Annotated in this window: 17 protein-coding genes; all 17 read left to right on the top strand. The window is 61.2% G+C overall.

The window, feature by feature from the left end:
* The first annotated feature begins 1 nt into the window (after position 1).
* The 17 genes from HBO05_RS13310 to HBO05_RS13230 all read left to right on the top strand — a co-directional run bounded on the left by HBO05_RS13310 (position 2) and on the right by HBO05_RS13230 (position 14,366).
* Positions 2-343, top strand: a complete 342-nt coding sequence (locus HBO05_RS13310; protein ID WP_169955932.1) for an Hpt domain-containing protein — start codon at positions 2-4, stop codon at positions 341-343.
* A 90-nt stretch (positions 344-433) separates the two neighbouring features.
* Positions 434-1,753, top strand: coding sequence for a flagellar hook-length control protein FliK (locus HBO05_RS13305; protein ID WP_172312855.1), 1,320 nt, complete (start codon positions 434-436; stop codon positions 1,751-1,753).
* Positions 1,754-1,962: 209 nt separating this feature from the next.
* On the top strand, positions 1,963-2,466 hold the full coding sequence (gene fliL, locus HBO05_RS13300; RefSeq protein ID WP_169955936.1) for a flagellar basal body-associated protein FliL: 504 nt from the start codon (positions 1,963-1,965) through the stop codon (positions 2,464-2,466).
* A gap of 9 nt (positions 2,467-2,475) precedes the next feature.
* A complete protein-coding gene (gene fliM / locus HBO05_RS13295; protein WP_029292532.1) occupies positions 2,476-3,444 on the top strand; it encodes a flagellar motor switch protein FliM in 969 nt (322 codons plus the stop codon).
* A 43-nt stretch (positions 3,445-3,487) separates the two neighbouring features.
* On the top strand, positions 3,488-3,955 hold the full coding sequence (fliN, locus tag HBO05_RS13290; RefSeq protein ID WP_029292534.1) for a flagellar motor switch protein FliN: 468 nt from the start codon (positions 3,488-3,490) through the stop codon (positions 3,953-3,955).
* Between the two features lies 1 nt (position 3,956).
* The gene (gene fliO / locus HBO05_RS13285) at positions 3,957-4,391 is read left to right on the top strand and encodes a flagellar biosynthetic protein FliO (RefSeq protein ID WP_169955938.1); all 435 of its coding nucleotides are present in this window, start codon (positions 3,957-3,959) and stop codon (positions 4,389-4,391) included.
* The gene (fliP, locus tag HBO05_RS13280) at positions 4,391-5,134 is read left to right on the top strand and encodes a flagellar type III secretion system pore protein FliP (RefSeq protein ID WP_057438812.1); all 744 of its coding nucleotides are present in this window, start codon (positions 4,391-4,393) and stop codon (positions 5,132-5,134) included. The genes fliO and fliP overlap by 1 nt, the downstream gene beginning before the upstream one ends.
* A 4-nt stretch (positions 5,135-5,138) precedes the next feature.
* Entirely contained in the window at positions 5,139-5,408 is a 270-nt protein-coding gene (gene fliQ, locus HBO05_RS13275) for a flagellar biosynthesis protein FliQ (RefSeq protein WP_003192936.1), read from the top strand.
* A 4-nt stretch (positions 5,409-5,412) separates the two neighbouring features.
* Positions 5,413-6,198 (top strand): flagellar biosynthetic protein FliR, encoded by a 786-nt coding sequence (fliR, locus tag HBO05_RS13270; RefSeq protein WP_029292545.1) that lies wholly within the window; start codon positions 5,413-5,415, stop codon positions 6,196-6,198.
* Between the two features lie 3 nt (positions 6,199-6,201).
* A complete protein-coding gene (gene flhB, locus HBO05_RS13265) occupies positions 6,202-7,338 on the top strand; it encodes a flagellar biosynthesis protein FlhB (RefSeq protein ID WP_169955940.1) in 1,137 nt (378 codons plus the stop codon).
* A gap of 215 nt (positions 7,339-7,553) precedes the next feature.
* Positions 7,554-7,757 (top strand): cold-shock protein, encoded by a 204-nt coding sequence (locus HBO05_RS13260; RefSeq protein ID WP_169955942.1) that lies wholly within the window; start codon positions 7,554-7,556, stop codon positions 7,755-7,757.
* Positions 7,758-7,901: 144 nt separating this feature from the next.
* Positions 7,902-10,016, top strand: a complete 2,115-nt coding sequence (gene flhA, locus HBO05_RS13255) for a flagellar biosynthesis protein FlhA (RefSeq protein ID WP_169955943.1) — start codon at positions 7,902-7,904, stop codon at positions 10,014-10,016.
* Positions 10,017-10,027: 11 nt separating this feature from the next.
* A complete protein-coding gene (flhF, locus tag HBO05_RS13250; RefSeq protein WP_029292553.1) occupies positions 10,028-11,344 on the top strand; it encodes a flagellar biosynthesis protein FlhF in 1,317 nt (438 codons plus the stop codon).
* Positions 11,345-11,445: 101 nt separating this feature from the next.
* On the top strand, positions 11,446-12,279 hold the full coding sequence (fleN, locus tag HBO05_RS13245) for a flagellar synthesis regulator FleN (RefSeq protein WP_003192912.1): 834 nt from the start codon (positions 11,446-11,448) through the stop codon (positions 12,277-12,279).
* Positions 12,276-13,016, top strand: coding sequence for an RNA polymerase sigma factor FliA (fliA, locus tag HBO05_RS13240; RefSeq protein WP_029292560.1), 741 nt, complete (start codon positions 12,276-12,278; stop codon positions 13,014-13,016). Before fleN ends, fliA begins: the two co-directional genes overlap by 4 nt.
* 168 nt (positions 13,017-13,184) lie before the next feature.
* A complete protein-coding gene (locus HBO05_RS13235) occupies positions 13,185-13,559 on the top strand; it encodes a chemotaxis response regulator CheY (RefSeq protein WP_005790040.1) in 375 nt (124 codons plus the stop codon).
* A gap of 18 nt (positions 13,560-13,577) precedes the next feature.
* Complete coding sequence (locus HBO05_RS13230; RefSeq protein ID WP_172312853.1) at positions 13,578-14,366, top strand: protein phosphatase CheZ; 789 nt, start codon at positions 13,578-13,580, stop codon at positions 14,364-14,366.
* The last annotated feature ends 8 nt before the right edge of the window (positions 14,367-14,374 follow it).

Here is a 14,374-nt window from a genome sequence, read left to right as displayed (position 1 = left end):
AGTGACGCACAAACATATGGACCGTGAAGTGTTGGTGGGTTTGCAGGAAGTGATGGAGGGCGACTATCCCCATTTGCTCGACACCTTCCTCGATGACTCGCAAAAACGTGTCGAAGCCTTGCGCAAGGCCCGCGATGACGCCAAGGCGCTGGGGCGCATAGCCCACAGCTTCAAAGGCAGCAGCGGCAACCTCGGTGCGGTGCGCCTGGCGCGCCTGTGCCAGCGCCTGGAGGTCGAGTCGGCCAAGAATGAGATTAGCGACCTGGGCAATCTGGTCGACCAGATTGATCACGAGTTCGCGTTGGTCAAGCCGCTGTACGAGTCGGAGCGCCAGCGCTTCTAGGGTTGGCGGGGCTGGTTGGAAAAGCTGGCCCGACTTTTGCTCTCTATCTTCTGCCTGCGCCCTCGACCCTGCGCAGCGGAGACCTGACTTATGCCTCTAGCCCCCAACTCGCTCCTGCAGGCCGCTCCCGCGGTCAAGCCGCAGGCTTCCCCCGCCAATGCGCAGGCAACGGCCGCGGACGCGCGGGCCAAAGCGCCAGGCTTTGCACAGGTGTTCGCCAAGGAGTCCAAGGCGCCACCCGCCAAGGCTGTGGATATGGCGCCCAAGCCCAGCCGCGACAAGCCGACCGACACCAGCGCGAAGAAGGATGTCGGCAACGACAAGCCTGCCGCTGGCACTCCAGCCGTTGCCGATAGCGGCAAGACTTTGCCTGCCACGCCGCCCGCCAAGGCGGACGCGCCAGCCAGCAGCGATGACGATAAAAATACCGACAAGGACCTGGCGCAAGCCCAGCCGCCAGCGGTCGATGGGGTGGTCGATCCGGCCTTGATCGCGGCCGTGACACCCGCACCGGTAGCGGTTCAGACCGCCGTGGTGGAGGAAGTCGCCACGCCGCTGCTGACCACGCCGCCGGTCACTGAAGAAGTTGCACCTGCCTTCGACCCGGAAGCCGACCCGCTGGACTCATTGCCGGCTGTGCGCCTGGCGATGGAGCAGGGCGGTCATGTGTCCGCCAGCAGCCAGGCTACGCAAAAGAACCTGCCAACCCAGGCCGAACCTACCGCCGCGCAGAACTTCAGCAACGGCCTGGCGGCCATGGTCGACCAGCAGGCGGCCAAGGACAGCACCGACCAGGGTGGCGAAAAGGCCTTTAGCGGCCTGCTCGAAGACGGCCTCAAGGACTTGAAGGGCGCGAGCAGCGACACCCGCGTCGATGACTTCGCCAATCGCCTGGCCGCCCTGACCCAGGCTGCCACGCCCAAGACCGCCAACGCCTTGCCACTGAATAACCAGCCACTGGCCATGCACCAGGGCGGCTGGACCGAGGAAGTGGTGAACCGGGTCATGTACCTGTCCAGCGCCAACCTCAAGTCTGCCGATATCCAATTGCAGCCTGCCGAGCTGGGGCGCCTGGATATCCGCGTGAACATGACGGCCGATCAGCAGGCCCAGGTGAACTTCATGAGCGGCCATGCCGCCGTGCGCGAGGCCCTGGAAAGCCAGTCCGGGCGCCTGCGGGAGATGTTCGCCCAGCAGGGCATGGGCCAGGTCGACGTGAACGTGTCCGACCAGTCCCGTGGCTGGCAGGGCCAGGGCCAGGAACAACAGCAGAACCAGGCGCGGGGTGTCAGCGGCAGTGGCGGACACAGCGACGGGCATGATACGGGCCTGGCTGGCGAAGTCACCGAAGTGGCGGCACCGATAGCCCAGTCCGTCATCGGCTCCAGCGCCGTGGACTACTACGCCTGACCTGAAACTGGCGCCGATCAAAATGTGGGAGCTGGCTTGCCTGCGATAGCGGTGTGTCAGCGACATAGTTCGCGCCTGATACACCGCTATCGCAGGCAAGCCAGCTCCTACATTGACGCGTTCCCCCTCACCGCAGACAACTCTGGCATAACACTTGCTCTTGCCTTCCCGTGGATCTATGAAACCCCGAATAGTGACGGATTATTGGCATGGCGAAGAGTGACGACGCAGCAACAGCACCTGCAGCAGGCAAGGGCAAGCTCAAGATGATCCTGCTGATTGTCGTGGCCTTGTTACTGGCCATCGGCGTGTCGGTGGGGGCTACCTGGTACTTTATGCACAGTGCCCAGAGCAAGCCGGTACCTGCGGCCGAGACTGCCAGCAACGTCAAGCAACCGGCAATTTTCGAGCAGATGCTCCCGGCCTTTGTCGCCAACTACAACCAGAACGGTCGCCAGCGCTACCTGCAGGTGAGTATTTCCCTGCTGGCGCGCAACCAGGCGGACCTCGATGCGCTCAAGGTGCATATGCCGGTGATCCGCAACAACTTGGTGATGCTGTTCTCCGGGCAGAGTTTCGATAGCCTGGCCACCCCCGTGGGCCAGGAAATGTTGCGCCAGAAAGTCACGGCCAGCGTGCAGGAAGTGGCCCAGAAAGAACTGGGCAAAGTCGTGGTCGAGCAGGCGCTCTTCACTAATTTCGTATTGCAGTAGGATCACGACATGGCCGTGCAAGACCTGCTGTCCCAGGATGAAATCGACGCCCTGTTGCATGGTGTCGACGATGGTCTGGTACAGACCGAAATGGCTGCCGAGCCCGGCAGCGTCAAAAGTTATGACCTGACCAGCCAGGATCGCATCGTCCGTGGACGCATGCCGACCCTGGAGATGATCAACGAGCGTTTTGCCCGCTACACCCGGATCAGCATGTTCAACATGCTGCGCCGCTCGGCGGACGTGGCGGTGGGCGGCGTGCAGGTGATGAAGTTTGGCGAGTACGTGCATTCGCTGTACGTGCCTACCAGCCTGAACCTGGTCAAGATCAAGCCGTTGCGCGGCACCGCCTTGTTCATCCTCGACGCCAAGTTGGTGTTCAAGCTGGTGGACAACTTCTTCGGCGGCGACGGCCGTCACGCCAAGATCGAAGGCCGCGAGTTCACCCCCACCGAGTTGCGCGTCGTGCGCATGGTGCTGGAGCAGGCCTTTATCGACTTGAAGGAAGCCTGGCAGGCGATCATGGAAGTCAATTTCGAGTACATCAACTCGGAAGTGAACCCGGCCATGGCCAACATCGTCGGGCCCAGCGAAGCCATTGTGGTCTCCACCTTCCATATCGAACTCGATGGCGGCGGCGGCGACCTGCACGTGACCATGCCGTACTCGATGATCGAGCCGGTGCGCGAGATGCTCGACGCCGGCTTCCAGTCCGACCTCGACGACCAGGACGAACGCTGGGTCAAGGCCCTGCGCGAAGACTTGCTGGATGTCGATGTGCCGCTGAGTGCCACCGTGGCGCGCCGCCAGTTGCGCCTGCGCGATATTTTGCACATGCAGCCGGGGGATGTGATTCCCGTCGAACTGCCGGACGAATTGATCATGCGCGCCAATGGCGTGCCGTCGTTCAAGGTCAAGCTCGGCTCCCACAAAGGGAACCTGGCGTTGCAAGTGGTTGAGCCGATCAACCGTCGCTGATGCATCCCCTAATTGATGATTTTTGCTGCGCCGAGGACATGTAATGGCTACCGAACACGAAAACACTTCCGCCGAAGACCAGGCCCTGGCTGACGAATGGGCGGCTGCCCTGGAAGAGACCGGCGATGCAGGCCAGGACGATATCGACGCCTTGCTGGCGGCCGACGCCGCCACTGCGCCGGTGGGTAACCGCCTGCCCATGGAAGAGTTTGGCAGCGTGCCGAAGAACCATGAGCCCGTATCGCTCGATGGGCCCAACCTGGACGTGATCCTCGATATCCCGGTGTCGATTTCCATGGAAGTGGGCAGCACCGAAATCAACATCCGCAACCTGTTGCAACTCAACCAGGGTTCGGTGATCGAGCTTGATCGCCTGGCTGGCGAGCCGCTGGATGTGCTGGTCAACGGCACGCTGATCGCCCATGGCGAAGTGGTGGTGGTCAACGAGAAGTTCGGCATCCGCCTGACTGACGTGATCAGCCCCAGCGAACGTATCAAGAAGCTGCGCTGAGATGAGTCGCCGCTTGCTGGGACTGTTGTGGGCGCTGCCGCTGGGCGTCTTCGCGGCTGAACCGGTGGCTCAGGTCGCCGCGCCGGCCGGCGGCGGCAGCGTAACTGGGCAACTGACTCAGTTGGTGCTCGGCCTGTTGCTGGTGGTGGGGTTGATCTTTGCCCTCGCCTGGTTGTTGCGCCGGGTACAGCGCATTGGCCCGGGCCATGCCCAGGTCATTGAGCTGGTGGGGTCGCGGGCCCTGGGGCCGCGTGATCGCCTGGTGCTGGTGCAGGTGGGCGAGGAACAGATCCTGCTCGGCCTCACCCCTGGCCGGATTACCCCGTTGCACGTGCTCAAGCATCCGGTGAGCGTGGCCCAGACCGAGGCCGCCACACCGGAGTTCGCCCAGCGCCTGATGGAGCTGATGGGCAAGGACCAGAAGGATAAGAAGTAATGCGCGTTCTATTGGCGCTCATGCTGTTGCTGGCCGCGCCCCTGGCGTTCGGTGCCGACCCGTTGTCGATCCCGGCGATCACCCTGGGCACTAACGCGGCCGGGGCCCAGGAGTATTCGGTCAGTCTGCAGATCCTGCTGATCATGACCGCGCTGAGCTTTATCCCGGCGTTCGTCATGCTGATGACCAGCTTCACCCGGATCATTATCGTGTTCTCGATTCTGCGCCAGGCCCTGGGCCTGCAGCAGACCCCGTCGAACCAGATCCTTACCGGCATGGCGCTGTTTCTGACGCTGTTTATCATGGCGCCGGTGTTCGACAAGGTGAACCAGCAAGCCCTGCAACCCTACCTGGCGGAGAAAATGACCGCCCAGGATGCGGTGGAAAAGGCCCAGGGCCCGATCAAGGATTTTATGCTGTCGCAGACCCGTTCCAGTGACCTGGAACTGTTTGTACGCCTGTCCAAGCGCACCGATATCGCCAGCCCGGACCAGGCGCCGCTGACGATCCTGGTGCCGGCGTTCGTCACCTCGGAGCTCAAGACCGCGTTCCAGATCGGGTTCATGATCTTTATCCCGTTCCTGATCATCGACCTGGTGGTGGCCAGTGTGCTGATGGCCATGGGTATGATGATGCTGTCGCCGCTGATCATTTCGTTGCCGTTCAAGATCATGCTGTTTGTCCTGGTGGACGGTTGGGCGCTGATTATCGGCACCCTGGCCGGCAGTTTCGGAGGGGTATAGCGCCATGACCCCGGAAGTCGCCGTCGACCTGTTTCGTGAAGCATTGTGGCTGACCACCCTGATGGTCGCCGTGCTGGTGGTGCCCAGCCTGTTGGTCGGTTTGCTGGTGGCGATGTTCCAGGCTGCCACGCAGATCAACGAACAGACCCTGAGCTTCCTCCCGCGCTTGCTGGTCATGCTGGTCACGCTGATCGTGGCCGGCCCCTGGCTGGTGCAGACCTTCATGGAATACATCCTGCAGCTGTACGGCAGTATTCCGCAGTTGATCGGCTGACCTGATGCAGTCCTTGCTGGCATTGACCGACACCCAGATCAGCACCTGGGTGGCCGCGTTCATCCTGCCGCTGTTTCGTGTGGGCGCGTTGCTGATGACCATGCCGGTGATCGGCACGACCCTGGTGCCCAAGCGCGTACGCCTGTTTTTCACGGTGGCGATTACCGTGGTCATCGTGCCGACGCTGCCGGCGATGCCGCCGGTCAACGCCCTGGACCTCAGTGCGCTGCTGCTGATTGCCGAGCAGATCCTGATCGGTGCCTTGATGGGCTTCTCCCTGACCCTGTTCTTCCAGGCCTTCGTGATTGCCGGGCAAATCGTCTCGATCCAGATGGGCATGGGCTTCGCGTCCATGGTCGACCCCACCAACGGCGTGTCGGTGGCGGTGATCGGGCAGTTCCTGACCATGCTGGTGACCTTGCTGTTTTTGGCCATGAACGGCCATCTGGTGGCGTTTGAGATCCTCACCGAGAGCTTCACCACCTTGCCGGTGGGCGAGGGGCTGATCGTCAATCACTTCTGGGAAGTGGTCGGCCGCCTCAGTTGGGTGCTGGGCGCGGCGTTGCTGCTGGTACTGCCGGCGATCACCGCGCTGCTGGTGGTCAACATTGCCTTCGGCGTGATGACCCGCGCCGCGCCGCAGTTGAATATCTTCGCCATTGGTTTCCCGCTGACCCTGGTGTTGGGCCTGGGGATTTTCTGGGTCGGCCTGGCCGACATTCTCAATCAGTATCAACCGCTGGCCAGTGACGCCTTGCAGTTCTTACGTGATCTGGCACGGGCGCGCTAAGCCATGGCCGAAAGCGAGAGTGGTCAGGACAAGACAGAAGACCCCACGGAGAAACGTAAAAAGGACTCCCGGGAAAAGGGCGAGATTGCCCGCTCCAAAGAGCTCAACACCCTGGCGGTGATGCTCGCCGGTGCCGGTGGCCTGCTGATCTACGGCGGCGGCCTGGCCCAGGACTTGATGGAGATCATGAAGCACAACTTCTCCCTGCCCCGGGATGTGCTGCTGGACCCGCGCGCCATGGGCATCTACCTGCTGCACTCGGGGAAGATCGCGATCCTGGCCGCGCAGCCGGTGCTGATCACCTTGCTCCTGGCGGCGATCATCGGGCCGATTTCCCTGGGTGGCTGGCTGTTTGCGGCCGGCAGCCTGGCGCCTAAATTCAGTCGGATGAACCCCGGTGCGGGGATCAAGCGCATGTTCTCCGCCAAGGCTGTGGTAGAGCTGCTCAAGGCCCTGGCGAAATTTTTTATCATCCTGTTCGTGGCGCTGGTGGTGTTGAAGTCAGATATCGACGACTTGCTGCGCATCGCCCATGAACCGCTGGAGCTGGCGATCATCCACAGCGTGCAGTTGGTGGGCTGGAGCGCATTGTGGATGGCCTGCGGCCTGATCCTGATTGCCGCAGTGGATGCGCCGATCCAGCTGTGGGAAAGCCACAAGAAACTGCTGATGACCAAGCAGGAAGTGCGCGACGAGCACAAGGACCAGGAAGGTCGGCCGGAAGTGAAGCAGCGTATCCGCCAACTGCAACGCGACATGTCCCAGCGCAAGATGATGGCTTCGGTGCCGGATGCCGATGTGGTCATCACCAACCCGACCCACTACGCCGTGGCGCTCAAATACGACGCCGAGAAGGGCGGCGCGCCGCTGTTGCTGGCCAAGGGTAGCGACTTCACTGCCTTGAAAATCCGCGAAATCGCCCAGGCCAACGACATCCTGCTGTTGGAATCGCCGGCGCTGGCGCGTTCGATCTTCTATTCCACCGATCTCGATCACGAGATCCCGGCCGGGTTGTACCTGGCGGTGGCCCAGGTGCTGGCCTATGTCTACCAGATTCGCCAATACCGCGCGGGCAAGGGCAAACGCCCGGATCCGCTCAAGGACTTGCCGATTCCGCCGGATTTGCGGCGCGATTCTTGAGTCTTCTGCTGCCTCTTTCGACGTCATCGCGGGCCAGCCCGGCTCCCACATTTGATCGCATTCCAATGTGGGAGCCGGGCTGGCCCGCGATGGCGTCGGAACAGGTGCTTACCGTTCGTCCAACTCCCTTCCGACCTGTCAACTTTGACAGTAGTCAGCCCCCGTGCAGCGCGCTTTGATAGACCGGGAACAGGCACTGATTTGGGAGAAGGGCAATGGCAACGGGTACGGTGAAGTGGTTTACCGATTCAAAGGGCTTTGGATTCATCACGCAAGACGCCGGAGGAGAGGACCTGTTTGTGCACTTCTCGAGCATTCAAAGCAACGGCTTCAAGTCGCTGGCGGAGGGCCAGAAGGTGGAATATGAAGTTGTAGAGGGTCCGAAAGGCAAGCAGGCATCAAACGTGCGTCCACTCTGATGATCGTTCCCACGCTCCTGCGTGGGAACTATCTCGTCCCTGAAGCAAAAGTTGGAAGGCTTCTTGCAATACCGCCTTCAGGACGCCTCTCGGCGTCAAAAGTTTGCTTCAAGGTGACGAGGAATACCGGTGGATCGCTCTAATATGTTCAACACAGCCCGTGGCACTCTGACGGACCTCTCGCGAGGCAATCTGGGTGTGCCGTTGTTGCTGTTGGTCATGCTGGCAATGATGATGTTGCCGATGCCGCCGTTCCTGCTGGACGTGTTCTTCACCTTCAACATTGCCCTGTCTATCGTCGTGCTGCTGGTCTGCGTGTACGCGCTGCGGCCTTTGGATTTTGCGGTCTTCCCCACCATTTTGCTGGTTGCCACGCTGCTGCGCCTGGCCCTTAACGTGGCCTCCACGCGGGTGGTGATGCTGCACGGCCAGGACGGCCACGCCGCCGCCGGCAAGGTGATCCAGGCCTTCGGCGAGGTGGTGATCGGCGGTAACTACGTGGTCGGTATCGTGGTGTTTGCGATCCTGATGATCATCAACTTCGTGGTGGTGACCAAGGGCGCCGGGCGGATTTCCGAGGTCAGCGCGCGTTTTACCCTCGACGCCATGCCCGGCAAGCAAATGGCGATCGACGCCGACCTCAACGCCGGCCTGATCGACCAGAACCAGGCCAAGGCCCGCCGCTCGGAAGTGGCCCAGGAAGCCGAGTTCTATGGCTCCATGGACGGTGCCAGCAAGTTCGTGCGCGGCGACGCCATTGCCGGCCTGCTGATCCTGTTTATCAACCTGATCGGCGGCATGGCGGTCGGTATCTTCCAGCACGGCATGACCTTTGGCGATGCAGGCAAGGTTTACGCCCTGTTGACCATTGGTGACGGTTTGGTGGCGCAATTGCCATCACTGTTGTTATCGACAGCTGCGGCGATCATGGTCACCCGTGCGTCCGGCTCCGAAGACATGGGCAAGCAGATCAACCGCCAGATGTTCGCCTCACCCAAGGCCCTGGCCGTGGCGGCCGGCATCATGGCGATCATGGGCATTGTGCCGGGCATGCCGCATTTCTCGTTCTTGACCATGGCCGCGCTGGCCGCCGGCGGGGCGTACCTGTTCTGGAAAAAGCAGAACACCATCAAGGTCCAGGCCTTGAAAGAGGTGGAGCGCCAGCAAGACCTGCTGCCGTCGCCGGCCCGCGCCCAGGAAACCAAGGAGTTGGGCTGGGATGACGTGACCCCCATCGACATGATCGGCCTGGAAGTCGGCTACCGCCTGATCCCCCTGGTGGACCGCAACCAGGGCGGCCAGTTGCTGGCGCGGATCAAGGGCGTGCGCAAGAAGCTGTCCCAGGATCTGGGCTTTTTGATGCCCACCGTACATATCCGCGACAACCTCGACCTGGCCCCCAGTGCCTACCGCCTGACGCTGATGGGCGTGACCCTGGCCGAAGCCGAGATCTACCCCGACCGCGAACTGGCGATCAACCCCGGCCAGGTCTTCGGCACCCTCAGCGGCATAACCGCCAAAGATCCGGCTTTTGGCCTGGACGCGGTGTGGATCGAAGTCAGCCAGCGCAGCCAGGCGCAGTCCCTGGGCTACACCGTGGTCGATGCCAGCACGGTGGTGGCGACCCACCTCAACCAGATTCTGTACAAGCACTCCCACGAGTTGATTGGCCACGAAGAAGTCCAGCAACTCATGCAATTGCTGGCCAAGGCCTCGCCAAAGCTGGCCGAAGAGCTGGTGCCGGGGGTGTTGTCGCTGTCGCAACTGCTCAAGGTGCTGCAAGCGCTTTTGGCCGAACAGGTACCGGTGCGGGACATTCGCAGCATTGCCGAGGCTATCGCCAACAATGCCGCCAAGAGTCAAGATACTGCCGCGCTGGTGGCTGCGGTGCGCGTCGGTTTGTCGCGCGCCATCGTCCAAAGCATTGTAGGGCTTGACTCTGAGCTGCCTGTGATCACCTTGGAACCAAGGTTGGAACAAATATTGCTCAATAGTATCCAGAAGGCAGGGCAGGGCCAGGAAGAGGGCGTCCTGCTGGAGCCAAGCATGGCTGAAAAGCTGCAGCGTTCGTTGATTGACGCCGCACAGCGCCAGGAAATGCAGGGCCAACCGGTGATTCTGCTGGTGGCAGGCCCCGTCCGGGCGATGTTGTCGCGGTTTGGACGCCTGGCAGTACCGAATTTGCACGTTTTGGCTTACCAGGAAATTCCTGACAATAAGCAAGTGACTATCGTCGCGACAGTAGGGCCCAACGGCTGAGGTAGTGGGTTATGCAAGTAAAGCGTTTTTTCGCCGCCGATATGCGTCAGGCCATGAAGCTGGTTCGTGATGAACTGGGCGCCGACGCGGCTATTATCGGTAACCGTCGCATTGCCGGCGGTGTCGAGCTGACGGCTGCCCTGGATTACAAACCCCAGGCCTTGGCGCCGCGCGTGCCGAACATGGAACTCGAAGACGAGTTGCGCAAGACCGCCTCGCGTATTGTCTCGGCCCAGGCCGAGCTGAGCATGCGTGGCGACAGCGATGCGACCACCAATCGCCAATTGTTTGCCGGCCTGCCGCTGACGGCGGCCGAGCCACTCGTCGAACCGACTTTTGTCGAGCCGCCACGTCCCGCCGCGCCAGCACCGGCCGCTGCGGTCGACCAGCGCGTGTTCGACTCGATGCGTTTTGAACTCAATGGCCTGCGTGAACTGTTGGAAGTGCAGTTGGGCTCGCTGGCCTGGAACCAGTTGCAAGGCAGCAAGCCGCAACAGGCCAACCTCTGGCGCCGCCTGCAACGCATCGGCCTGTCCGGCCCGTTGTCGCGCGACTTGCTGGAACTGACCACCGGCATAGAAGAGCCTCGCCAGGCCTGGCGCATGTTGCTGGCGCACCTGGCGCGGATGATCCAGACCCCGGAAATCGAACCCCTTGAAGAAGGTGGCGTGATTGCCATGGTCGGCCCTGCCGGCATGGGCAAGACCACCACCCTGGCCAAGCTGGCCGCCCGTTATGTCCTCAAGTACGGCGCCCATAACATTGCGCTGGTGAGCATGGACAGCTACCGCATCGGTGCCCAGGAACAGCTCAAGACCCTGGGCCGGATCCTCAATGTGCCGGTGACCCACGTCGACCCGGGCCAGTCCCTGGCCAACGCCCTCGACCCGCTGCTGCGCAAGCGCGTGGTGCTGATCGATACCGCCGGCCTGCAAGCCAGCGACCCGGCGTTGCGCATGCAACTGGAAAGCCTGGCCGGGCGCGGGATCAAGTCGAAAAATTACCTGGTACTTGCAACAACCAGCCAGAAACAGGTTCTGACTGCTGCGTACCACAGCTACAAACGTTGTGGGCTGGCCGGTTGCATCCTGACTAAGCTGGATGAAACCGCAAGCCTGGGCGAAGTGTTGAGCCTTGCCATCAGCCATGAATTACCGGTCGCCTACCTGACCGACGGGCCGCGGATCCCGGATGACTTGCATCTGCCGCGCCGTCATCAGTTGGTCAGCCGCGCGGTCAGTGTGCAAATGCAGGACGAACCCAGTGAAGAGGCGATGGCGGATATGTTCGCCGACCTCTATCACAACCCAGCCAAGCGGGTCGGCTGAACGGCAACATGCAACACAGTGCAATGTACCTACATCGATGGTCTGCTACCGCGGCCACCCTATGTAGCCTGCGGCTAAGCAAGACAAGGTAAAGAAAGAACATGGGCAGCATGCATCCCGTACAGGTGATCGCGGTGACCGGCGGCAAAGGTGGCGTCGGGAAAACTAACGTGTCAGTGAATTTGTCCCTGGCCCTGGCAGAGCTTGGCCGCCGCGTCATGCTGCTGGATGCCGACCTGGGCCTCGCGAACGTTGACGTTCTGCTGGGACTGACGCCCAAACATACCCTGGCCGATGTCATTGAAGGCCGCTGTGAGCTGCGCGACGTGCTGTTGCAGGGGCCTGGGGGGATTCGTATCGTCCCGGCCGCCTCCGGCACCCAGAGCATGGTACATCTGAGCCCGGCGCAGCACGCCGGCCTTATCCAGGCCTTCAGTGATATCGGCGACAACCTCGACGTGCTGGTGATCGACACTGCCGCCGGGATCGGCGAGTCCGTGGTCAGCTTCGTGCGCGCCGCGCAAGAAGTATTGCTGGTGGTCTGCGACGAACCCACCTCGATCACCGACGCCTACGCCCTGATCAAACTGCTCAATCGCGACTACGGCATGAACCGCTTCCGCGTTCTGGCCAACATGGCCCAGAGCCCGCAAGAAGGGCGCAACCTGTTCGCCAAGTTGACCAAGGTCACGGATCGCTTCCTCGATGTCGCCTTACAATACGTCGGCGCAGTTCCCTATGACGAGTGTGTGCGCAAGGCTGTGCAAAAGCAGCGTGCAGTCTATGAAGCGTTCCCTCGTTCGAAATGCGCGTTGGCGTTCAAGGCAATTGCTCAGAAGGTCGATACCTGGCCACTGCCCGCCAATCCCCGGGGGCATCTGGAGTTTTTCGTCGAGCGATTGGTGCATCAGACGAGTGCGGGACCGGTGCTATGACAGCCAGCGGCTACAACCTTTACAAAAAATCAGCGCGTGACAGCCAGGGCGAATTGATCGAGCGCTATGCGCCCCTGGTCAAGCGCATTGCCTACCACCTGCTGGCACGCCTGCCCGCCAGTGTCCAGGTCGAAGACCTGATCCAGGCGGGGATGATCGGCCTGCTCGAAGTGTCGACCAAGTACGACGCGAGCAAGGGTGCGAGTTTCGAGACGTATGCGGGTATCCGTATCCGTGGCGCGATGCTCGATGAAGTGCGTAAAGGTGATTGGGCGCCGCGTTCGGTCCACCGCAATACCCGGATGGTGAGTGACGCAATTCGCTCAATTGAAGCAAAAACCGGTCGCGACGCTAAAGATCACGAAGTTGCGGCCGAACTCCAATTGAGTCTCGACGATTACTACGGGATTTTGAACGATACCTTGGGCAGCCGCCTGTTCAGTTTCGACGACCTGCTGCAGGACGGCGAACATGAAGGGCTGCACGAGGATGGCGCGAGCGCTCACCAGGAGCCTTCACGCGACCTGGAAGATGAACGCTTCCAGGGCGCCCTGGCAGAGGCGATTGCCAATCTGCCGGAACGTGAGCGGCTGGTGTTGGCGCTGTACTACGACGAAGAGCTGAACCTCAAGGAAATCGGTGAGGTCCTGGGGGTCAGCGAATCGCGGGTCAGCCAGCTACATAGCCAATGCGCGGCCCGCTTGCGGGGGCGTTTGGGAGAGTGGCGAGCGCGCTGACAGGCAGTGTGGGGACAGTGCGAACGATAACCGCCACGGCGCAAGCCCGGCGGGAGCGGCCCGTGATGTGCCCCAGCAGTCCTTTTTGTGTAATGCCTGTTGAATGATATGGCGCGCCCAGGTGCTGGACGCGTTTAAGACTGCTTGGAGGTCGAATTGGACAAGAACATGAAAATCCTCATCGTTGATGACTTCTCAACGATGCGGCGGATCATAAAAAACCTGTTGCGTGACCTTGGGTTCACTAACACGGTCGAGGCGGATGACGGCATTACGGCGATTCCGATCCTCAACAGCGGGAGCATCGACTTTCTGGTAACCGACTGGAACATGCCTGGCATGACCGGTATCGATCTGCTGCGCCACGTGCGCGCTGATGAAAAGCTGCGCAGCCTGCCTGTGCTGATGGTGACCGCTGAAGCCAAGCGTGAACAGATCATCGAAGCCGCCCAGGCCGGGGTCAACGGCTACGTGGTCAAGCCATTCACTGCACTGGCCTTGAAAGAGAAGATTGAAAAAATCTTCGAACGCATCGGTCATTGATGCTGCCACGGGGGAGCTATGGAGCATAAAGAATCATCGCAGGCCGACTTTGAGTCGACCCTGAAAAAACATGCTCACCAACTCGTCGAAAGCCTGGAAAAAGGCCAGTTCGGCGACGCAGTGCAGTTGATCCATGAGCTCAACCAGACCCGCGACCGCGGCCTGTATCAGGAAGTGGGCAAGCTCACCCGTGAGTTGCACAGTGCGATCGTCAATTTCCAGATCGACCCGCACATGCCCCAGGCCGAGGAAATCTCGCAGATCACCGATGCCACCGAACGCCTGTCCTATGTGGTCAGGCTGACTGAGGCGGCAGCCAATCGCACCATGGACCTGGTGGAAAACGCCACGCCCCTGGTGAACGGCATGGCCAATGAGGCCAAGGCGTTGAGCGCTGATTGGGGTCGCTTCATGCGGCGCGAAGTGGGTGCTGAAGAATTTCGCGAGCTGGCGCGCCGGGTCGAGGGTTTCCTGGCACGCAGCGAGCAGGAAAACCGCACGGTTTCCAGCAACCTCAATGACATCCTGCTGGCCCAGGACTACCAGGACCTGACCGGCCAGGTGATCAAGCGCGTGACCCTGCTGGTCACCGAAGTGGAAAGCAACCTGCTCAAACTGGTGCTGATGGCCGGTCAGGTCGACCGTTTTGCCGGCATCGAACACGACCGCGAAGCGATCCTCTCGGAAAAAGATCCACAAAAACACCTCGCCAAGGGTGAAGGTCCGCAGATTCATGCCGATAAACGTGAAGACGTTATGTCAGGTCAAGATGACGTAGACGATTTGCTGTCCAGTTTAGGCTTCTAAGGAGCACG

The organism is Pseudomonas sp. WS 5079, assembly GCF_012985465.1.
Lineage (GTDB): Bacteria > Pseudomonadota > Gammaproteobacteria > Pseudomonadales > Pseudomonadaceae > Aquipseudomonas.
This window is presented reverse-complemented; position numbering and strand designations above follow the sequence as displayed.